This is a genomic window from Nostoc sp. LPT (genome assembly GCF_017115165.1).
Classification (GTDB): domain Bacteria; phylum Cyanobacteriota; class Cyanobacteriia; order Cyanobacteriales; family Nostocaceae; genus Nostoc.
The window spans coordinates 27,489-49,839 of sequence record NZ_JABXKF010000161.1 but is presented as its reverse complement, the minus strand read 5'-3'; the positions used below and the strand labels follow the sequence as shown (position 1 = coordinate 49,839).

The window sequence follows — 22,351 nt, the reverse complement described above, 5'->3', positions numbered from 1 at the left end:
CCATTAATGAGTCTTTGAACTCCATTAACGAGTATCAGAGCTTCATTTTTTTAGATTACAGATTTTAGTAATTAGGTAACAGATTTAAGAAAGGCTCAAAATCTCACGCACAGCTTGTTCTACATCGCTTTGTTTAACTAAAGACTCTCCAATCAAAACCGCACGCGCACCAGCCTCAGCGACAAGAGATAAATCAGCAGGTGTATATAGTCCAGACTCGCTGACGACGGTGATATCTAAACTTTGTAATTGTTGTTGACGCTCTGCCAAGAGTTGCTGTGTTGTTCCTAAATCAAGAGTAAAATCTTCTAAATTGCGATTGTTGATTCCTACTAAACTTAGGTTATCAAGCTTTAGCACTCGATCCAGTTCAGCCAAGGTATGGACTTCTACTAGTGCAATCATGCCCAAATCGTGAATTACTCGCAAAAAATCTTGGAGTTCTCGATCTGATAAAATAGCCGCAATTAACAATACCGCATCTGCGCCTGCTGTCCGTGCTAAATAAATTTGATAGCGGTCAATGATAAACTCCTTGCACAGTAAGGGTAATGCAACTTGTTGACGTACATTCCGCAGATTATCAAAACCGCCCTGAAAGAACTTTTCGTCAGTCAGCACTGATAAACAAGCTGCACCGCCTCGTTCATAAGCTTGAGCAACAGCTACTGGGTCAAAATCTGCGCGGATAATCCCCCGGCTAGGTGATGCTTTTTTTACCTCGGCAATTAAACTAGGTTGGTTGGCATTTTTCTGCAAAGCAGTCAAGAAATTTCGCACAGTTGGGGCTACATTTAACTGTTGTCGCAAGGAGGCTAAAGGCAGTTCTTGCTGCATTTTTGCAACTTCTTGCTTTTTGTGCGACACAATGTCTTCAAGAATATGGCGGGAAGTGACAACTTGATTAGTCATAAGCTGTTAGGTAGCAGGGAATAGGAGCAGGGGGAGCAGGGAGCAGGGAGCAAGGGGAGCAGGGGGAGCAGAGGAGAATAATTAATAACCAATGCCCAATGCCCAATGCCCAATGCCCAATGCTCAATGACTAATGACTAATGAATCTTCGACCTGCGTATATGCACGCACCACATTTTTAATGATTTCCAAACCGACTTCTCCACCTAAAGTCATGATTGATTCTGGATGAAACTGAACGGCGGCGATGGGAAGTGTCTGATGTTCAATGCCCATAATTACGTCGTCATCAGAAATTGCTGTTACTTTCAGTTCTTTTGGCAAACGTTGCGGTAGGGCAAACAATGAGTGATATCTACCGACTGCAAAGGATTCGGGTAAGTTTTTGAAGGTGACAGAATTGGAATCGGTGACGAAAATCCGTGAAGATTTACCATGTTGAGGATAGTTGAGAACTCCCAACTCGCCATCAAAAGCTTCAACAATGCCTTGCAATCCTAAACAAACTCCGAAAATAGGAATTTGGCGATGCAGAAGGGCGCCGACAGTCTCGGAAACCCTAAAATCACTTGGTCTACCAGGCCCAGGAGATAAAACAACTAAGTCAGGGCGTTCTGTATCGAATAGCGATTCTGAGAAACCATGACGCAGTGTGGTAACGCTTGCACCAGTTTGGCGAATGTAATTGGCTAAGGTATGAACAAATGAGTCTTCGTAGTCTATTAATAAGATGCGCTTGCCAGATTTTACACCTGGGACGTGTTTACTTAATTTCAGAGAACCGGACTCATCAATTTTCTGACTCGTTTGCTTTACACGCCGAATCGTTTCAAATAACGCAGCGCCTTTAGTAATTGTTTCTTGTTCTTCTGCTTGGGGTATGGAGTCATAAAGGACAGTAGCCCCGACTCGCACTTCGGCGATGCAATCTTTTAAGCGGATTGTCCGCAGAATTAAGCCAGTATTTAAATTACCGTTGAAATTTAAATAGCCGACTGCTCCACCATACCAACGTCGGGCGCTCTTTTCGTGCCGTTCAATAAAGTCTATTGCTGCCCTTTTGGGTGCGCCGGTGACTGTAACTGCCCATGTATGCGAAAGAAAGGCATCTAAGGCATCAAATTGCGATCGCAGAGTACCCTCAACATGATCTACTGTATGTATCAGGTGGCTGTATAATTCAATTTGGCGACGACCAATGACTCGTACTGAACCAGGTTCGCAAATTCGGGATTTGTCATTGCGATCGACATCAGTACACATGGTCAACTCAGCTTCATCTTTATGAGAGTTGAGTAACTGACGAATTTGCACCGCATCGTCAAGAGCATCTTGTCCCCGGCTAATAGTGCCACTAATGGGACAAGTTTCTACCCGCCTACCTTCAACCCGCACAAACATTTCTGGAGATGCACCAATCAGATATTCGCCACCTAAATTAAAAATAAACCCATAAGGACTAGGATTTATTTCCTTTAAAGTGTTAAATAGTTTGCTGGGTTCATCTTCATAGCCTTCAAAAAAGTTTTGACTAGGAACAACTTCAAATAAATCGCCTCTGCGGAAATAATCGAGTGCAATCTCAACTTTTTTGGCATATTCGCCTACTTTGTGGTCAGCAGTTTGATTTGGTAGAAGATGTTTACCGCGATAATCAACAGACTCACCTGTTCTAGGAAGATTCTTGGTGCTGCCGTGCGCTGTTTGAAAATCATATTGTAGACGAAATGCACGTTGCTGATAGTAGTCAACAACAATCAATTCATCTGGCAAATAAAGCACCAAATCGCGTTGATCTGTAGGACGCTCCAAGTGTTGGGCAATTGGTTCAAACTGAAAAACTAAGTCATAACCAAACGCACCATACAAGCCTAAATGCTCATCTTCTTGACTAGAGAAAGTATATAGAATTTCGCGGACAACTGTAAATGATGAAGGCTGTTTACTACGTTCTTCTTCAGGAAATAATTCTTTTGTAGCTTTAATAAAGCCGACGATATTGTTATTTTCTTGGGTGACGTTCTCGAGCTGTTCTGACTGGGATAGTCTCTCTAAAAGGAATGGCAAAAGCACTTGACCGCGTTCATTCAATGCTATCAAAGTGAAAGCATTATCCTGCGTAGTCAATTCTAGCGGTGGATTAACAAATCCGATCGCCCATCTTTTATATCTGCCTGGATATTCGTAGCTACTCCTTAGCAACCCTCCACGCTGAGAATTTAAATGGAACAGAATATCTTCGAGGGCAGTGTCCATCTTAACTTCAGTGATGGAGCGAGAAACACTTACACCGCTAAGAGTTTTGTAAGAACGGGAATCAAAAATCATGAGTAATTTCTCTGAAATAGTTATTAGTCAATCATCAATAAGCAGCAATTGATTATTAGTAGTTATTTTTAAAGTAGTAGCATTAGATAATATGCTGTCAATCTAAGTCAACTTATTTTAATTATTGTATGATTTCTAAAAAATGTAATAAAAAACTTTTTGCTTCTTATTTAAGAATACTAGATGTCAAGCAAACAATACATTGAATAATTTTTCGATTGGATGTCAATTTATTCGCTTTTTATACTGCTTTTTTAATACATTTACCAACAATCCGATTTAAAAATCTCTACCTCCCCCAAAAGTAATAAATAATCTGATAAAACCTCTGCGTTTTTTTGCGCTTCCCTCAGCGTACCTACCCTACGGGAAGGCGAAGGAAGCGCCTATGGATTTAAAAATTCCCCTTCGCCTCTTGCAACAGCGAAATTGCTTGCTTATACAAAGACAAATTCACCTCATGAACCTCAATACTTTTTCCAATCCTTTGTAAGAGTGTTAAAGTTAACTCTCCCCCCAAATGTTCGCGAAATTCAGTCAAACCCCAAAACAAACAATGAGGATCTTCCAATTGTGATAATTTCTTAGCTAGTTCTGACACATACAACGTAAAACCCAAAGCCAATAAAGTATTTAATATCCGTTGCCACTCCGAACAATCTAGCAATCCTGCTAAATAAGAGTAAGTGCTATCCAAAGCAATACCGATCGCAACTGCTTCGCCATGACGCAAGCGATAATTTGTCAAATGCTCCAGCTTATGAGCCGCCCAATGTCCAAAATCCAGGGGACGAGACGAACCCATTTCAAAAGGATCGCCGCCATTGGCAATATGTTCTAAATGCAACTGAGCGCAACGATAGATAACCTGTTGCATAGTATCCATATCTCGCCGCCTCAAAGCTGCGGTGTGAGAGTGGATAAAATCAAAAAAGCTAGCATCCTTAATCAACGCCACTTTGATTGCTTCTGCGATTCCAGAACGCCAATCGCGAGCGTCTAGAGTTGTCAAGAACGCAGAGTCATTTATAACTGCATAAGGTGGCGCAAATGTGCCGAGAAAATTCTTTTTACCAAAAGCGTTGATGCCGTTTTTGACGCCAACCCCAGAATCATTTTGCGCTAACACTGTTGTTGGCACCCGAATTAGGCGAATTCCTCGGTGAGCAGTTGCAGCTGCATATCCTACCAAATCCAACACCGCCCCGCCCCCGATCGCTAATATGTAGGAGTGACGACATAATCCGGCAGCTTCAATTAGTTGCTGGATTTGCTCTACTAAAGTGTGATCGTTTTTAGCAGCTTCTCCTCCCGAAATTATCATCGGTTGGGCTGCGATCGCTAGTACCTCTCCATAAAACTTGGTATACGCGACTAATTGCTTCACCAATTCAGGTTGATACTTTAATATTCCTGCGTCTACCACTGCAACTACTTTTTTCGGCTTAGTCTCCCCATCTGCTGCAATCACTTGCGCTAGTGTGGGATTTTTCAACTCAAATAAATTTTGGGTGAAGTAAACTTCGTAGTCGAAAGTAACCGAAACACGTTGATGAATTAATCTACTTTTTTGCTTGATGTCAACTATCATATTTTTTATTTATGTGCATCTTTGGTTGAAAATCTCGTTAAATAGCCGCTTTAGCAGTTGTGTTTAAAGGTTGTAGAAAAGTGTTGATTTTATCTTCAAAAAAGCTTTGAGCCTTTTCAAATTCTTGAATTAATGCGTCTCTATCTTTCATCGCTACCAGTCTTGCCAAACTGCTGTAAGTATCAGCTAAAAAGCTAATTGCATCACACCTTTCTTCTGTAGCTAGCATAATATCCACACATAAGTGAGGGTTTTGGTAAAACAAACGTTTAACAATATCAATTTCTTGACGATAGTTAGGAGTTGACATTGTTAAACTCTGCTCTATGTCAATTTTTGCTTCTGCTAAGAAAACGCCAAGACTAAATCTACAGAAATGTTGGGTTGCTTGAATAATCACCATCATCCGATCGTGTTCTTCAGGCGTGCAAGCAACTAACTCGGCTCCTTGGATTTTAAAAATGTCTAAAAACCATTGAAATGAATCATCGTTTCGACCTGGACACACCACTACTTTTTGTCCAAAAAACGATTTTATATTTGGCCCAAACATTGGATGTAAACCCATGACTGGCCCGGAATGGTGTTCGAGCATCGCCTGAGTTGGCTGTACTTTAATACTCGTGATGTCACACAAAGCGGTGGTTGGGGCGAGGTATTTAGCTGCACGCTTGATAACATCAACTGTATGTTCAATAGGAACACTTACTAATACTAATTCTGCCTGACTTAACAGTTGATCTGCGTATTTCCAATCTTCATGTTCTAGAACGCTAACATTGTTACCAACTAACGAAAGTTGCTCTTTAAATAATCTTCCCATCCTGCCGCATCCACCGACGATCGTAATTTTTCGGGGACTGACATGATTTGTTGCAGATTTAGGAATTAGAGTAGTATAACAACTATTTACTACACCTGTCCAAACAGACTCAGGAATACCAGCTTGGGCGAGTAGGGGAGCGACATCAGCCAATTGTTCATCTAAAGAAGGTTGTTCTGATGCTGCTAATAATGATATGCGATCGCTCAATAAGGCAATCAACCTTTCATCAGTTTTTTTCAGCCGATCTGAATAAGAGGATTTCAAAGGCATTTTTCTTCCAATTTTCAAATATCAACAATTGATTCCTGAGAACTCAATTTTGGCAACATATCCAAAGTTGTTGCTCTTTTGGCAATCATATTAGAAAATAACTCTTCATACCGATCTAGCGTTTGCTCAAAGGAATAGTTTTCTACCGCAAACTTTCTTCCTTCACGCCCTAATTTTGCTGCTAGTTCCGGCTGATTATATAAATCCAATACCGCAGTGGCTAAAGCATCTGCTGACTCTGGCTTAACGATAATACCGCCGCCACTTTCTCGAATAGCTTTGGCAGCAGTACCAGTGGCGGGAACTGAACCTACAATTGGGCGACCACTGGCTAACAACAATGGTATTTTAGAAGGCATATTGAAAGAAATCACATTGCACTTTTGCACAATCAACCCGACGTCAGCAGCTGCTAACATTTGCGGTAGTTTTTCTCGCGGTTGCAATGGTAAAAGCAATACGTTATCTGCACCACAAGCAAGACAATGTTTTTGCAACCTTTCGAGAGCTTGGGATTCGCCGGCTACGACAAAGACAATATCATTAATATGGCGCAAGCAAGCTGCTGCTTCTATTACTGTCTCCAAACCTTGCGTGAGAGCAATATTACCTGAATAAAGCACTACAAATTTACCATCGAGTTGATGGGTAGCTCTCCAATAGTTATTCTTTTTTGGTAAAGGGCGGATAAAATTTAGATTTACCCAATTTGGAATGCAGGCAATTTTATTAACAGGTACACCTTTATTTATTAAATTATCCACAAAGCCATCAGCAATCACACTAATGGTATGTGCATTTCGGTAGGCAAATTTTTCTAAAGCTTCTAAAGCGAGAATCATCAACTTATTTTTAATTAGCCCAACACGCACAGCAGCTTCTGGGAGGATATCTTGCACATTCAGGACTACTGGACAGTTGTATAGCCAACTTATTAAGGTTGCAGGTAAGCAAACGAGTAACGGTGGCACTGTTAAGAGAATTAAATCAGGTCGCTCACCCTTGAGAGCTTGTGGCAAACTTGTAAAGACAAAGCTCAACTCTAGCAGTAGCCGATCTACAAGGTTAGGTTTAGACTTAATCCGCAGGTAACTACGCTGAATTTTGACACCATTTTTCTTTTCAGTAACGTATAACTTACCCCGATAGCGATCGTAAATCTGACGCTGAGGATAGTTAGGCATACCTGTGATTACCCGCACTTGGTGCCCTCGCTTCACCAGCCCTTCTGCTAGTTCAGTCATCAAAGGTGCAATACCAATTGGTTCTGGATGATAGTTGTATGAATAAATCAGAATGTGCATTAACCGTTAATGTTTTGAAGATTTGTAGTAAGGACTTTAGTCCTTACTACGAACTTGTTTACCTATTAATTTCAACTTGACACACTACTGCACTGTTACTCAAGCATCAGAACTCAGCACTGTTTTTGCAGTTCTTTCTCTAAACTGAAGACTGGCTTTTGTTGCCCACGTTTCCGCAATCTAACGGTAGCAGCCCCAAATCCAAGCAATGCTAAACCCAATGCTGAACTAGGTTCCGGTACTTTCCTTGTGCCTTCTACGTTTAACACTTGAACGCGACCTTGGAAGAAATCGCCCACATAAAGCTTGCCATCTTTGAGGGCTGTGCCACCCGTCCAGTTAAATCTGCCTGGTGTAAGGTCGAGGGGATTGCCAAATGGGGGGTCAGTTAATCCTGGAGGCGGAACTGGGTTGCCTGATGCATCTAGGGCTGGTTGACCGTAGGAAGTCAAGAAGTTACCGTTTTTATCAAATACCTGAACGCGGCTGTTGATAGAATCAGCTACATAAACATTCTCTTGGTCGTCCACTTCGATGCCAATTGGCTGAAGAAGCTGTCCAGGCCCGCTACCTGCTGAACCAAATGCGTACAGAGGTTTACCATTTGGATCGAGTACTTGAACGCGGTTGTTATACTGGTCAGCTAGAAAGATATTTCCACTGACTGGGGAAATTCTTACACCTGCTACACCTTGAGTTTCTCCAAGTGCAGTGCCCAGAGTGCCACCAATGACACCAATTTGCTGTCCGTCAGGTGTGAATTTAAGGATTCTTTCGCCGTTAAAATCACCTACGTAAACGTTGCCAGTTTTGTCAAATGTTACACCAGATGGTCCAAAGAAAATCCTATCATTTACGCGAGGGGTAAAATCTCCGTTTGCAAAGGATCTAATAAAGTTACCCTGAGAATCGAATTGATTGATACGGTTGTTGTAAACATCACCTGCATACAAATCCCCTGTTATGGGATTAAAGTCTACAGTTGTTGGCTCGTCAAACTGTCCGGGTCCTGTGCCGCCTGAGCCAATTGCTCCAATATACTGACCGCTTGGACTAAATTTTTCAATTTTGTCACCGAGGTTGTAGTTAGGAGTACCATCCGGGTTAACACCGCGTCCGTTAGATATAAGGGTATTCCCTTGGCTATCCACCGCTATGCCTTGGGGAACAAACAGTTGCCCAGAACCGAAGCCAGGTTCGCCGATACTTCTGTCGTAAGTTAATGTTACAGCCTTGGCTTGGGCTGCTGTTGCCAACACCATGAATCCAGTACCGAGAATGCCGATTGATAAATTTTTGACTAATCCCATGAGTTTGAAGTCCTGGTTGTATGAGGTATACTCGTTCCTAGACTAATTTTGTTCCCAGTCCCAGTTCGGGAACTCTGAAATTTGGGCTGCTGCCTCTTGTTGGAAATGCAACTTTCTCTATGAGGCAGCAGCCTATTCTATAAACTTTACCTGACACCAGGTAAACAGAAATTAGACAGTCTCTGCTTTGGTTAGCAACTCTTCGCCCAACTTTTCTTGGCGTTTGCGCTTGGCGAAAGCAGTAGTTGCGCCTACACCAGCAAGTGCTAATAAGCCAACTACTGAACCAGGTTCGGGGATTTTTTCTGTAACGATACCATCCACCCGAACAACCTCTCCTAGTCCTGGGCCAACACCGCGATTTGTAATATAAATCTTGCCATCAGGACCAATATCAATTCCATCAGCCGAATCTAGCCCTTGACCTGCTGCAACGAGTGTTGTACGAGTGCCGTCAGGAGCAACTTGGATAAGAGAACCAGGTAGATTTGTGATGTCACCGCCTAATTGGGAGGTGTCGCTGAACTGTAAAACCAGCAAATCGCCTTTGTCATCAAAGGTTAGGTCGGTGATGTGCGTAAAGCCATCCAGAAAAACTTCTGGTTTGAGATCGTCACCAATGCGGAAAATCCGTGATTTACCTTCTGGATAAGGAAAACCTGTATATTCACCAACGTATAAAGCTCCATCGGGGCCAATTGCGCCACCTGTGGGTACTGATTGAATTGCTGTTTTTCCTCCTGGAAGCTGCTCTAATAGCCCAGGAGGTAATTGTAATCCTGGTGGCAAGTCGGAGTCACTAATGATGTTTTTAGGAATTGGGATCGCCTCTGACTTGCTTCCATCAAGTTTAATTTTGTAAGCAGTGTTCCCGCCCCCGTCAACGACATAAGCACTATCACCACTAACAGTCAGGTCATAGGGATTGGTAACTACATCCCCTTTGTCTGGATTTTTGGTGATTTCATTTTTGGCAAAGTCAAAAATACTGTTGAGAGATCCTGTGTTCAAGTCAACTTGGTAAAGTTGTGCTAAAAGCGGTGTATTCAAAACTTTATCGGGTGTTGATGGCGGGAAAGTCGCAAGTTGCTGTGGTGGGAGTGCGGATTGCGAACCAAGGTTAAGTGTTGCTAGATCGCGGTTTCCTGGATAACCAGCAAAGCCAGTCAGCAGATAAGCATTCCCTTTAGAGTCGAATTGTATGTCTTGAATACCAGCGCCTTGGTTGCCACTAGGTTGTTCTGCTAGAGACTGAAAGTTATTAAGTAGACGCTGTTTGGTACCGTTTGGTGAAACTTTGACCAATGAACCGCTATTACCAGCACAGATAGGCTGAAACAGCGTACTCGGAGATGGTTGGCAATTTCCGTTTCCGCCGATACCTGGCTCTGCTACGTAGAGACTGCGGTCAGGGCCAAAGCTAGCACCCCGTGCATTACTGATTCCATCGACAATAGTTGTTAATGTTGCAGCTTGTGCAGATAGTGTTCCACAAATAGCGGTAAAACAAAATGTAACAGATGTAAGAGCAAATGACTTGAGTTTCATACCTTTGGAGATTGAGAGTTAAGTAATTTGTTTGTGGAAACTTTTATGGTTTTAAAGACAAAGAATCTTAGTCCTTAAAAAACGCAGGGTAAATAATGCCTTTATTGAGAGGCACTGATATTGGTTTGAAACTCTTTATTTGAGCGCCACGACTGTATTTATGGGAGGTTTGGTAGCTAGCTCTTTCTTCTTGTGCAACCAACCAACGCCCAAGGCAGCGATCGCTAATACGCCTAAAGCAGAATCAGGTTCAGGAATAGACTTGGTATTCTCAATTTTGAGAACTTGTCCAAGTCCTGGGCGATCGCCTCGGTTGGTGACGTATACTGCACCATCAGAACCAATAGTCAGGGCGCTAGGCGACTCTAATCCATTGCCACTCAGAAGAATTGTGCGTGTGCCATTGGGAGCTATTTTGATTACAGAACCATCAAAATTACCCTTCCACGCTGACTGATTGGCGTACTGCAAAGCATATAAATTGCCCGCAGAATCAAATTGCAAGTCTGTGAGTTGGGTAAAACCATCGGCAAAGACTGTTGGTGTTCCATCAGCACCGACTCGATAGATTTTTGCCCCACCTTCAGCGAAAGGAAACCCGGTAAATTGGCTGACGTAATAAGCGCCATCAGGCCCTTTTGCCGCACTTGAGGGTACTGGTTGAGTTGCAAACTGCGATGGGCGTTCGCGGAGCGTCTCCGACAGGAGAAGCCCCGCCGTAGGCGATCGCACTACTTCATCTTGAGATGGCACTTGTGCAGGTTCATTGGATGGGGTATCAGAAGGTGGAAAGATGGGATTAGTTAATATGTCTTGGGGAAACGCAACTATCGCCTGCAAATTATTACTAACAGTATTAAAACGGAGTAAGTCGTTTGCGCCTGCATCAGCTGCAACCAATTTATTACCATCTATTACAAAACCCAAGGGATTGCTACCGACATCACCACCATCGGGATTATTGGCGAGTTCATAGTTAGCTAAATCTGCAACACTCGTCCAGGAATTGGTCTTAAAGTCGGGAGCAATGATTTTACCGAGGTCAGTGTAACCTAAATTGCGATCGCGAAAGGCTGGATTAGCCCCATACCCAATCAGAACATAAGGTTTACCTTTGGGATCAAATTGGATATCACGAGGGCCACCGGCTCCAGTACCATCTGGTAATGCTATAGAAGGAAGTCCTGTAAGTATGCGCTCGGTTTTACCATTCTCAATTTTGGTAACTGCCCCACTTGTGCCATAGCATAAAGAATCACCTTGACCGCTTGCTGGTGGAACACAAGCTCCACTTCCCCCGATTCCTGCTTCTGTAACATAGAGATCGCCATCAGGGCCAAAGCTCAGACCACCGGCATTATATAGACCGTCGGCGATTACTGAAAAGGATGCGGCTGACGCAGCTTTCATTCCCGAAAAAGCGGCAACACAAAAAGTGAGGATAGTAATAGTAAGTGACTTGAGTTTCATGTGTTGCAATACAAGTAATCAATCGTGGGGAATTGAGGGGTGAATTTTAAATGCAGAGAACGCTGAGGGAAGCGCAGAGTAACGCCGAGATTTTAGTAGTTGGTAACTAGTGATTCTGGAGTTTTTGGTAGATAGCTCATTCCTCGGTCAAATGATTTGAGGTTGCCTGCTTTGGCTTCGAGTAAACGTTTGATGTTCATGCTCTCAGCACCAAAGTCTTCAATTTGAAGTTTGCCGTGACTAACTGTTCCATCTGTTTTCCAGAATGTAATTCGATGCAGGATGAAACCTGAAGCTTCGGGATCGGCGAAAGAGTATGCAGTTGGGATAAGTAAGGCTACAGAACGCTGATAATATTCGTAGTCTGGATAAAAATGTTCTTGTTCAAGTAAGTAGTATTTACTCAGACTATGAACTCGCACAGACACTTTTACTTTTTGGTCATATTCATCTTTGAATTCACCGGAATCAGAAGTAATATCACCATTTGGTCGCAGTAAATGTGCCCACTCATCTACATTTTTTAAGTCCTTTAAGTATTCAATGCCAATTTCAATTGGGGCATCAACATAAATGGTATCTGTATCGATAAAGTGGCTTCCTTTAGCTGCTGCGGTCAGACCAGCTTTACGTTCCAAATTACCTTTGAGAGAACGACACTCGGAAGTGTGTACTGTGTGAATTCCCTGCATAATCATCTGAGTCTGCCGTTTGGGATCGACAAAGCTCAACCAGTGAAAATACACACCTTTTTCATCTGTTCCTGGCTCGATATAGTCTGTAGGAAATAGCAAGACAGGGTAAACCTGAAAATATTTCTGATACTCTAATCCACAGTGCCATTCAATGCCGTAGAAAAGTGGATTTTCTAGTTTTTTAACGTGATAATAGAGATTTTTGTGATAACCGGATGCAGTTCCAAGCCAGGTATCTTCGTCAATTTGCTCTTTCATCCGACTATAAAGCGTCCATTCATCCAAGTTTTTTAAACTACAAAGGTAGTCAAAGGCGCTCTCTGGTGAAGTTGCAATATAAGCTGATGTAGCAAAGGTATTTTTTTCCATTGTTCACTCCTTAAGATAATAACAATTAGGCTGCGATCGCTGTAGTCTTGGTTCGCTTACTATTGTTGATTCGGTCTTCTGCTAATCGTCTAGCAGCATCGTTGGTAGTTACTCCCTGCTGTTTAGCAATATCAAAAATTGCTAATAGCGTGTCATAAATGTTATGCACTTGCTTGAAAGCTTTTTCTTCGTCATAACCAATCATTTCGTTGTAAACATTAATTAGCCCTCCGGCATTAATTACATAATCAGGGCTGTAAAGAATCCCTTTTTTGGCAAGCATTTGACTATGTAATTGCTCATTGTCCAATTGATTATTAGCTGCACCAGCAATAATTTTCGCTTGGAGGAAAGGAATTGTATGACTATTAAGAATTCCTCCTAACGCGCAAGGAGAAAAGATATCTACATCAAGTGAGTAAATTTCGGTTGGTTCTACAACAGTTGCGCCAAAAAGCCGTTTTACCTCTTCCGCTTTTACTGGATCTACATCGCTAACAAAAAGCTGGACATCATGCTCATGTAAATGCCGACAGAGATTTTTACCAACATTTCCTAAGCCTTGAACTGCAACTTTCATGCCATCAAGTCTTTTGCTCTGCCAACGAGATTCTACAGCAGCTTGAATTCCGAGAAAAACTCCTAGTGATGTTATGGGAGCAGGGCCACCGGACTTTTCTGATACCCCAACAACATATTTCGTTTCTTGACTAATTGTCCGCACATCATCAGGAGTAATATTGACATCTTGTCCGGTAATAAAACGTCCATTTAGGCTATTAACAAAACGTCCGTAAGCTCTCAACAGATCGTCTGTTTTATTTTCAGGATTAGCAATAATGACTGCTTTTCCCCCACCAGCCGGAATGTTCGCACAGGCTGCTTTATATGTCATTCCCCGACTCAGACGAAGTGCATCTTTTAAAGCAGCTTCTTCGTTGACATAAGGCATAAGTCTTGTAGCTCCCATTGCTGGGCCCAAGCTCGTATCATGAATGGCGATTATTGCCTTAATTTCGGGATTTTTACCATGACAAAAGAGAACTTGTTCGTGACCCATTTCTCTAACAGTTTCAAATAGCAGCATTTTCACCTCTTGATATTGGTTGGAATTGTTTAGAGAAAGTAATGACCATTACGAAATGTAAAGATATAGACACAAAAACACTCTGGAATATTAAGATAAGATGAAGTTAGAAAAGAGTAATCTTCAAAAATAAAACATTCCAGCTTGGTGGGCGTAGTTGTTGCCTGGAATAAAATTTTTGCCGCTTCTAAATTCATCCTTTATGTTTTGCTGAATGGACTCATCCAAACTGCGTTGTAAATTCCGCTTTCTTGGAGTGTCTTAGTGTCTATAAGAATTGAATGAGATTGCAAGCTTTTTAAATCAAATCATTGGAAATGAAACTTGCTTGACTGCATTTTTCGCGGGAGTTGATTTAATTCCTTGGGCTGCCAAACTTTTATTACGTCCACCAGAAGGTGCTGGTCGATCGGCGTCAATCACTACATCGATGAGAAAGGGAACAGTTGATGCGATCGCTTGTTCTAATGCTAGTTCGATATCCGACTCTCTGACAACGACGATCGCTTCTGCTCCCATCCCACGAGCAATCATCGCAAAGTTTGTTGGTGGAATTGTTGCATCTGCGCCCTTTAATCCCAAGATTTTCATCCCTTGATGACACATGTTGTAACGCGCATCGTTGAGTACGATCCAGATTGCGGGAATTTTGTATTTCACGGCTGTGCTGATTTCGTTATTCATCAGCATTGCTCCATCACCTACAATCCCTACAGCCTTACCATTGTTTGCCAACGCTGCACCCAACACTCCAGTGACGGCGTGACCCATTGCGCCAACTCCGGTACTGACTCGGTAACGATTGGCTTCGGAAAATTGCAGTAGATGTGTTGACCAAGTAAAAGAGTTACCGCATTCTGCCATGACTACGGCATCGCTACCCTCAACAACGATCTTTTGAATTGCTGCCATCAATACTTCTGGTCGCACTGGATAGTCTACGTCTGGAGCAGGTTCAATTGCTTTGTGTTCTGGACGAGGTAGGGAGATTGTGGAACGAGGAGCATCTGGTAATTGCTGCAACAACTCTTCCACAAAAGCTTTGATGTCAGAACGAACCCCGAAAGTTTCAACGTGTGGATAGGCTACACCTGGTACTTCTGGGTCAATATCGACATGGACAAAGCCTGCTTTTGGAACTAGCGCCGAACTCCAGAAGGAAGTCGGTTCGCCAAGGCGGGTTCCTAATACGAGTGTGCGTAGTGGAGGTTGCTGTTCCATATAAGTTAAGACGGAAGCATGACCGCCTAAACCTGTGACACCCACAAACTGGGGATGATCTTCAGGGAAGATACCTTTACCACGGGGTGAACACATGACGGCTGCTCCAGTTTTCTCTGCGAGTTGGCGGATTTTGTCTGCTGCGTCACGCGCACCGAAACCAACCCAGATGGCAAAGAGGCCAGATGATAGTAACTCTACAGATTTCGCGATCGCTTCTTTTGAAGCAGTCATCGCAAACGGAGAAACATCTAGTTGGGGTAAGGCTATATTCTCAACTAAACTTGTTTGCACTGCGGTAGGAATGCTCAAATGGGCAACAAATCCGCCTGGTTGCGCCATAGCCAAAGCCAGTTTACGAAAAATCTGCGGTAGTTGAGCCGCAGATTCAATCGTGATTGCATAGTTGAATAGCGCTCCTGTGGTAAAAATCCCTCCACTTGGCAATGTATAAGTGCTGGTTTCTTGAATTGCCCAGCGTCCACGCTGCGGTGCTGAGGTGCAAGCTGACAGTAAAATTACCTTGGCACCTTCACCACGAGCCGCAAATAATCCGGTGAGGGCGTTGGTGATCCCCGGCCCTGCTGTGGTAAAAACTACAGTGGGGCGATTATTCGCAAAGTAAGCTTCGGTGGCTGCAAATGCGGCTCCGGCTTCATGGCGGAAGTTCAACACTTCTATGCTGCTATTGGATAGCGCACCCCAAAGGCTGGCCATTGCACCACCGGCGACACCAAAAGCGTAGCTTACTCCCAAATTTTCCAACATCTGAGCGATCGCATCAGCAACGGAGAGCGTTGGGGCTGTCTCGTCCTTTAAAAAAGCCTGAATTCCCCCGTTATTCTCCGATTCATCAAGCTGACCAGAAACATCAGACACAGATTCTACATATCTGTTTGCTGGAAGTTCCTTGTATGGCTCAGTGGTGATCAGAGGAGAGTTTGAACCAGTATAGTTTTGACTCATTAGTTTCACGTAATTACAGAAAGTTACACAAAGGCTTTTTAGTTTACAATCACAGCGCTAGAAATATTTAATACAAACAACTCTGTTGTTTCTTACAGCTATGACCTAGCTTGGACAATAGTAGAAATGATTAGTCACTGCTGATTGATGCTTATGAGCGCAGTACCAAAAAATTTTTACCAAAAGCATACAACAGTTGAGGCTGTGCTTCTTAATGATCACAATAAAGGAGATAAAGACCGTTGGGCAATCAAAAATCTTTTGATGGAGGTGTCAAATTTTTCGCTTCTAGTGTGATGATTGCAGTGCTTAAGTAGGTTGGCAGGAATAAACCAAATCATCTAAAGGTATGTAAACGAGCAACTAAGCTTAACTCAAACACATCTCATAATCTTTACAAAGCTTTACATAGTTACCTTTAATTGCACCCATTTACTTATTTAACCGCCTAGGGAAATTCTTAACTTAATGATAGATACTATGATAAAAACCTATTTGCAATGAAAAATATTTTGATCAGGGTGTCAATTTTTTCGCTTTTATCGTAATTGTGACATTTCTAACTTAGTCATTCTGAAAGATTGATCTTCTGCGATGTAGGGGCGGCACATTACCAAATTTACAATAGAAAATCTTTTGATCTGGTTGTCAATTCTTTTGCTTTAGAACTTACACAACTTTTTATCCGAATTTAGGCATCAGGCTATTTAGCGGTTTTTATATTGCCAGCAAAAACTCTTTGAGTCAATTATTTGTAACGATAAAGACATTATTTTTTTAACCTTTTATACTTCTTTTGAGAGATGACAAAATATTCAGTATGTAAATAAATTAAAAAAATGTGTTTTATCATGCCTAAAATATGAATATATACTTAGTATACGAATGCAGTGTTTCTTTATGATAAAACAAACGCAACACTATACCTAAAAATATACGTATTTTTTTTTGATACGAATGTACTTCTTACGACAGATGACTAAGCATATTCTTCTATAGTTAAATCGCTGAGAGAATAAGTTAAGATAAATTAAGAAAATAAGTTGATCAGTGGTTGATGAGTGGAAGTTTATTCATTTAAGTCAGGTCCAGAACTGCAAATTGATTTATGTTGAAAATCAAACGACTCTACACGAGTAGTTCGCCAAAGTCCTTGCTAGGGAAAAGGTTAAAGGATAAAAATTTTTATTTTTTAACCTTTCTCCAGTGGAAACCCAGGAATTTTAGGTTGGTGAACTCTTGTAGAGGGGTAGCACTCCTACATCTCTACAAGGGTTATTGATAACGCATAATTAATTTCACCAGATGTCTATTAGTTAGTTCTGACGCAGGGCTAGTTTAGATTTAAAATATTTTTTCTACTTATAGATTAAGAGTTTTGAACTCTTATCTAATAAGGTTGATTGGCTAATCTAGATTTGATTTGTCTAAATTTTGTGTTGCTATAAAAAGCTGTTTAAGTCAATAATAAATAATTTTTTGAAATATTTAGTTTTTTTTAAGAAAATTCGCTTTAATAATTCACATTTTCCTGGTATGATAAGTTTTGTTAAGATAATTAGTAATATTTTCTAATAACTAACTAGTTTTACTTTTTAACAGCCGAACAGTACACCAAAAATCTTAGTAAGTTATGACTATTAACTCATTAATGGCTATAGTGCTGATTGATTACCAGGAGGAAGTGGGAATATGAATTCTGGCGAATATACACTAGCTCAATCAAACAATCAATGGGCACTACAACCAGAAATAGAGATGAAGTTTGCTCACTTTCTAATAAATCATGCTGTAGATGCTGCCTTCTGTTTAGGAGCAAACGCGCAGTTTCTTTATGTTAATGATGCCACTTGCCTGATGACTGAGTATTCCCGTGAGGAATTACTATCCATGAGGCTGCATGATATAGATGTAGACTTTTCTCTACACAATTGGTCAGATATTATTTCACAGGGTTCCCTTACCTTTAAATCTCGCTACAGGACAAAAAGAGGTCGGATCTTTCTGGTTGAAATATCCATTAGCTATGTAAAAGACCAAAATATGGAATTTGGCTGTGCCTTTGCTCGTGAGAAAACTGATGAAATAGTAGAACTGAGCGTGCAAAAGTGGACTGATGAATTAAGGGATGTCAAAGACAATTTGCAACAGGAGCTTTCTCAACTCAAGGTAAAAGAATTAGAACTAGAAACATCCCTATCTTTACTTCGTTCTACTCTCGAATCTACTGCCATTGGTGTTGTTGCAGTTAACTTTGAGGGAGATATTCTGAGCTTGAATCAGAAATTTGTGGATATGTGGCAGATTCCAGAGTCCCTAATTCTATCTAAGAAATGTCCTCGATGCAAAGCCTTTTTTGAGAGCCAACTTAAAGATCCACAAGCCTTTAGTCGGCTGATTTGGGAAGTGTCTAGCCAAGCTGATTTTGAGAGCTATGATATTCTAGAGTTAAAAGATGGAAGAGTTTTTGCACACTATTCTAAACCTCAGTTGCTTGAGGGTAAAATTATTGGAAGAGTGTGGAGTATTTGGGACATTACCGAATCGAAACAGACTGAAGAAGCATTACGACTGAACGCAACTAGATTTCGGACTTTAGCAGAAACGACAGATGCCAGCACTTTTCTGATTCAAGGTACGCGGCTTTGCTATGTAAATCCAGCAGTGGAGAAACTCACTGGCTACACAAACGAAGAACTGACAATAGGCTTTGAACTGCGTCGACTGATTAAAAGCAAAAAACGTAGGCAGGTACGCAACCAGGCTGAAGCATCTAACTTTGAATACCAGGAGATAAATATTTTGACAAAAAACGGCACGGAGCGCTGGCTAGCTTGCGCGGTTGCCATGCTGGATGGAGTTTTGGATTTTGGAGGAAAGCCAGTCGAACTGATTGCAGGCATCGATATTACCGATTACAAATATGCAGAATTAGGTCTAAACCAAGCTTTAGAACAAGCAAAACAACTTAGCGAACTTAGAGCGCGTTTTCTTTCTATGGTTTGCCATCAATTTCGGACTCCGCTGAATATTGTTTCATTTTCTAATAGTTTACTAAAGGAAGAAGTAGACAAACGTACACAGAAGAAAATACAACCATTACTCGATCACATTCAAAAAGCTACCGAACAACTCAGCCAAATGTTGGATGATATTTTGTTCTTCTCTAAGACAGAATCAGCAAAAATCAACTTTGCTCCAAAACCGCTTGATTTAGTTCAGTTTGGTAATGATTTAGTAACACAAATGCAGATGAGAATTAGCCAAAATCCGATTCATTTTGTAACTGAAGATAAGTCCTTAACAGCCTGCATAGATAAAAAATTGTTAGAGCCTATTTTGAACAATTTGCTCGACAATGCAATAAAGTATTCCCCCTCCCAGATGCCAATTGATTTGAAACTATATTGCAAAAATGAAAAATTAATTTTCCAGGTTAAAGATATGGGTATCGGTATTTCAGTAGCAGATCAGCAACGAATATTTGAGCCATTTTACCGTGGTAGTAATATTGAGCATATACCTGGTACTGGACTAGGACTATCGATTCTTAAAACCCTTGTAGATTTACATCACGGTCAAGTTTCTGTAGAAAGTCAAATTTGTGTGGGCACTACATTTACTGTGATATTGCCATTAATCCAATCAGAGTTTACCAGTACCGAGTTATGAGTGTTGAAATGAAGATAGTTGTTAATTAACAAATTAACAATCATAACTATCCAAACGAAGTAATTAATCTCATGCCTATTTACATACTCACCAAAGAGTCTAGTAAGCAGCTTCTGCAAAAAGTTATGGTAATAGAAAATTATGTCTGAATCGTCAAAGAAAATTCTCGTCATTGAAGATGATAACGTTACCCGCAATCTTTATTTAAAGGGTCTTGAGGTTAAAGGTTTTGATACGATAGGTGCTGACAACGGTTTTGCTGGTATTCGGCAAGCACAAAAGCATATACCCGACTTAGTGATTTGCGATATCACAATGCCCGATATGGATGGTTATAACGTTTTAACTACGCTACGCCAAGATCCTGTTACAGCAATTATTCCTTTCATTTTTCTGACTGGCAGTAGTACCAGAGCAGATGTTCGCAAAGCTATGGAATTGGGAGCAGACGACTATCTTAGCAAACCCTCTACACTAGACGAATTGCTCAGAGCGATCGCTACTCGCTTACAAAAACAAGCTAATTTTCAGTACTGGTGTACTATTAAGTCTGAGAAAACTCCAAAATCAGTATTTACAGATGATACTCCAGTGACCACTGTAGATGTTGCCGTTGCCCTTGCCGTTGCCGAAGCCTCTGGTAGAGAAGCCATGATCACTGATTCGTCAATCTTTCCCTCCATTCCCCAATTAAAAGAAGTGTTCGACTTCATCGAAGCTCATTACGATCAAGGAATTACTTTGTGTGATGTGGCTGTTGCTGTTGGTTACTCACCTGCTTACTTAACTAACCGAGTAGCAAAGCAGACAGGAGAGACTGTAAACTGCTGGATTGTCAAACGCCGGATGGCGGGAGCTCGTTTTTTACTCCAAAATAATAATGAGACAGTCGAGAAGATAGCAAAAGCATTGGGCTATCAGGATGTGTCTCATTTCTCCCGTCAGTTTCGCCAACATCACGGTTTACCTCCCCAGGCTTGGCGCAAAGAGCATCAGCTTGTATCGCAAAAACAGGTGCAACTCTGCTAAAAGTGCTGAAAGCAGATTTGACTGTTGTGTTAGCAAAAAAGGAATCGTCGAAACAGGATTTACGATTGCATCTACCAAATATGGAAAAAGAGGAAAAAGGGCTTCAGGCAGTATATCCATCCCCATTGTCCCTTCTCCTCAGAAGACTACCGAGTTACCCAATTCAAATAAATAGTTGTGTAAACTCATATATTAAATCCACCCTACCCTTACGTAACATGGCTGGATCTAATCTTTCGGTAGTGTTGCAAGTCATCAAGACAACTAACCGTTGCTGCATTTGAATACCAGAGTCATCAATTACACTCTGATATAAAGTCCCATCCAGCAAACTCAGAATGTGTTCGGTTTTGTTATTGTATTGCGCTACCTCGGAAGCACGATTTTGCGCTAGATTATCAGCTTCGTTAATAACGATACAAATACGCTCTATGTAAGTCGGTGGGACAAAATTAGCGATCGCATCATGATCTAAAATAAAAATTACATACCCTAAAGGTACAAGAATTTCTTTTGCTACTGCCTGTGTCCAGACTGTTTTACCAGTACCTGGTTGCCCATGTACAACAACCGCTAACTGGTTTTGATTTAAAATCGCTTGCTGTACAGAGTCAGTAAAGCTTTGGATATCTGCGGGAAATGTCCGAATGGGAAACTGACTATGAACTTTGCCTACACGACTTTGATATCCACTCAGCATTACTGCTAAGTCGTAAGTCGCTTTGTTAATTAGTGGCGCGAGATTTTTCGCCATTAAACTATATTGTCGTCGCCCGCGATCGTAAGGATCAATTTGCAACCAAATGTCATACTTAGACCAGTAAGCGTAAACAGTATTAATAACGTCTAAGCGTTCCCAGCTAACAAATTTATCTATGGGAAAATAAAAATCTCTTTCTGAGTAATACTGGGTAATAATATCAGGATTACCCAATACACCTAAAACTCGCAGTACAGTAATTTCTTGCAGTCGATTAAGAACATAATCAATAGGAATACTACTACGACTGACAAATTGGACAATAGGCGTTTCCGTACTCAAAACATCTTTGTAGCGATGATCTGGTGATTGAGGATCTGGTGTAATGTAATTCCAAAATTTTTCAACTTCGTAGCGGGTATTATCAGATACAACACTTAATAAATTCGCCCACCAAGCATAATTATTTCGTCCTAAAACATCAGCAATATTACTCGCCAAATTCAAACTTTTTTGACTTAATTCGCGGGAGTCACTGTACAACAGTTGCCATAAAAATCCCCAATCTAATTCTCGGTTAAACGGTCGCCAACCGCAAGCAAGTAAGCTTTGCCGAGTATTATTTGTAGGAGTGCCTTCATTGCTTCTAAAATAGTCAAAATCCATATTTATAAGTTATGCAGCGTTAATTAAGTTATTTTGTGTTAAGTAGGAAGTTTTGAAAATTTTTTCTCGTAATATCAACTAATTGCGTGCAAATGGTAATTTTATTTTCACTGTACTGGCGAGGAAGTCTTTTTAATCTAACTCATTACTTATGTAGTACACTGTATTACTAAACAACTACTTGTGTCAACTCTTTTAACAAACCAATTGGTAAGTGAGTGTTTACTTTTAGCGATTGATTTATCTACACAACTTATCCGTCTGTAGATGAGGACTTACAGCAGATTTCAAGTTGATGAAGTATACAAGCTAGTCTGAAAGCCTTGTAAAAAGCTTGTTTTATTTCTGTTAGCGCAGCGGGGCGTAGCCCATTCTGAATTCTGACTC

At 41.2% G+C, this 22,351-nt stretch carries 14 protein-coding genes; 2 read left to right on the top strand and 12 right to left on the bottom strand.

The features are described from left to right. Positions 1-84: 84 nt before the first annotated feature. The 11 genes from trpC to scyA form a co-directional block, all read right to left on the bottom strand. On the bottom strand, positions 85-912 hold the full coding sequence (gene trpC, locus HWQ58_RS30660) for an indole-3-glycerol phosphate synthase TrpC (RefSeq protein ID WP_292871400.1): 828 nt from the start codon (positions 910-912) through the stop codon (positions 85-87). A 123-nt stretch (positions 913-1,035) separates the two neighbouring features. Further along, a complete protein-coding gene (locus HWQ58_RS30655) occupies positions 1,036-3,240 on the bottom strand; it encodes an anthranilate synthase (RefSeq protein ID WP_292871398.1) in 2,205 nt (734 codons plus the stop codon). Between the two features lie 394 nt (positions 3,241-3,634). Then, positions 3,635-4,831: a 3-dehydroquinate synthase gene (locus tag HWQ58_RS30650; RefSeq protein WP_292871396.1), complete on the bottom strand. Its 1,197-nt coding sequence runs from the start codon at positions 4,829-4,831 to the stop codon at positions 3,635-3,637. A 37-nt stretch (positions 4,832-4,868) separates the two neighbouring features. Beyond that, complete coding sequence (tyrA, locus tag HWQ58_RS30645) at positions 4,869-5,927, bottom strand: bifunctional chorismate mutase/prephenate dehydrogenase (protein WP_292871394.1); 1,059 nt, start codon at positions 5,925-5,927, stop codon at positions 4,869-4,871. A gap of 14 nt (positions 5,928-5,941) precedes the next feature. Further along, positions 5,942-7,231 (bottom strand): glycosyltransferase family 4 protein, encoded by a 1,290-nt coding sequence (locus tag HWQ58_RS30640; RefSeq protein ID WP_292871392.1) that lies wholly within the window; start codon positions 7,229-7,231, stop codon positions 5,942-5,944. 113 nt (positions 7,232-7,344) lie between these two features. Beyond that, complete coding sequence (gene scyF, locus HWQ58_RS30635; protein WP_292871390.1) at positions 7,345-8,541, bottom strand: scytonemin biosynthesis PEP-CTERM protein ScyF; 1,197 nt, start codon at positions 8,539-8,541, stop codon at positions 7,345-7,347. A gap of 171 nt (positions 8,542-8,712) precedes the next feature. Continuing rightward, positions 8,713-10,089: a ScyD/ScyE family protein gene (locus HWQ58_RS30630; protein ID WP_292871388.1), complete on the bottom strand. Its 1,377-nt coding sequence runs from the start codon at positions 10,087-10,089 to the stop codon at positions 8,713-8,715. Between the two features lie 135 nt (positions 10,090-10,224). Continuing rightward, positions 10,225-11,559 carry a ScyD/ScyE family protein gene (locus HWQ58_RS30625; RefSeq protein WP_292871386.1) on the bottom strand — a complete coding sequence of 445 codons (1,335 nt, stop codon included), beginning with the start codon at positions 11,557-11,559 and terminating at the stop codon, positions 10,225-10,227. A gap of 92 nt (positions 11,560-11,651) precedes the next feature. Further along, entirely contained in the window at positions 11,652-12,623 is a 972-nt protein-coding gene (scyC, locus tag HWQ58_RS30620; RefSeq protein WP_292871384.1) for a scytonemin biosynthesis cyclase/decarboxylase ScyC, read from the bottom strand. Between the two features lie 25 nt (positions 12,624-12,648). Then, positions 12,649-13,710 carry a tryptophan dehydrogenase ScyB gene (scyB, locus tag HWQ58_RS30615; RefSeq protein WP_292871382.1) on the bottom strand — a complete coding sequence of 354 codons (1,062 nt, stop codon included), beginning with the start codon at positions 13,708-13,710 and terminating at the stop codon, positions 12,649-12,651. Positions 13,711-14,013: 303 nt separating this feature from the next. Then, complete coding sequence (gene scyA, locus HWQ58_RS30610; protein ID WP_292871380.1) at positions 14,014-15,897, bottom strand: scytonemin biosynthesis protein ScyA; 1,884 nt, start codon at positions 15,895-15,897, stop codon at positions 14,014-14,016. Between the two features lie 1,692 nt (positions 15,898-17,589). Here scyA and HWQ58_RS30605 point away from each other — a divergent pair. Together HWQ58_RS30605 and HWQ58_RS30600 are read left to right on the top strand one after the other, a co-directional pair. Beyond that, on the top strand, positions 17,590-19,569 hold the full coding sequence (locus tag HWQ58_RS30605) for a scytonemin biosynthesis sensor histidine kinase (RefSeq protein WP_292871378.1): 1,980 nt from the start codon (positions 17,590-17,592) through the stop codon (positions 19,567-19,569). 141 nt (positions 19,570-19,710) lie between these two features. Then, positions 19,711-20,598, top strand: a complete 888-nt coding sequence (locus HWQ58_RS30600) for a response regulator transcription factor (protein ID WP_292871376.1) — start codon at positions 19,711-19,713, stop codon at positions 20,596-20,598. A 163-nt stretch (positions 20,599-20,761) separates the two neighbouring features. On the opposite strand, the gene HWQ58_RS30595 is transcribed toward HWQ58_RS30600, so the two are convergent. Next, a complete protein-coding gene (locus HWQ58_RS30595) occupies positions 20,762-21,964 on the bottom strand; it encodes an AAA family ATPase (protein ID WP_292871374.1) in 1,203 nt (400 codons plus the stop codon). Positions 21,965-22,351: the final 387 nt, after the last annotated feature.